The sequence below is a fragment of the Paraburkholderia sp. SIMBA_030 genome, assembly GCF_046535245.1.
Taxonomy (GTDB): domain Bacteria; phylum Pseudomonadota; class Gammaproteobacteria; order Burkholderiales; family Burkholderiaceae; genus Paraburkholderia.
This window is the reverse complement of sequence record NZ_JAWRXB010001749.1, coordinates 1-232: the sequence shown is the minus strand read 5'-3', so window position 1 is coordinate 232 and position 232 is coordinate 1. Positions and strand designations below refer to the sequence as shown.

Below are 232 nucleotides of genomic sequence, written 5' to 3'. Positions count from 1 at the left end.
TCCGGCGCTAGAATCGCGCCCGCTTTTCATCGGCGAACCGCATGCTGCCCGACGTGAACTCCTCCCACCGCGACACCGATCGCTTCAACGTGTCGTTCAAGGCGCTCGGCGAATTGATCGAGACGGTCGGCACGCCGCACTTCGTGCCGCGTCTCGCGCAACTGCTGAACGATGTGGTGCCGCTCGACGTCGCGCACATCGAACGTCCGCGCGTCGATGGCGCGATGCCGAC

The 232-nt window shown here is 65.5% G+C and carries 1 pseudogene; it reads left to right on the top strand.

Features of this window, described 5'->3' with window-relative positions:
* Positions 1–41: 41 nt before the first annotated feature.
* Positions 42–232 (top strand): annotated as a pseudogene (locus SB772_RS46000) (LuxR family transcriptional regulator); the annotation flags it as partial.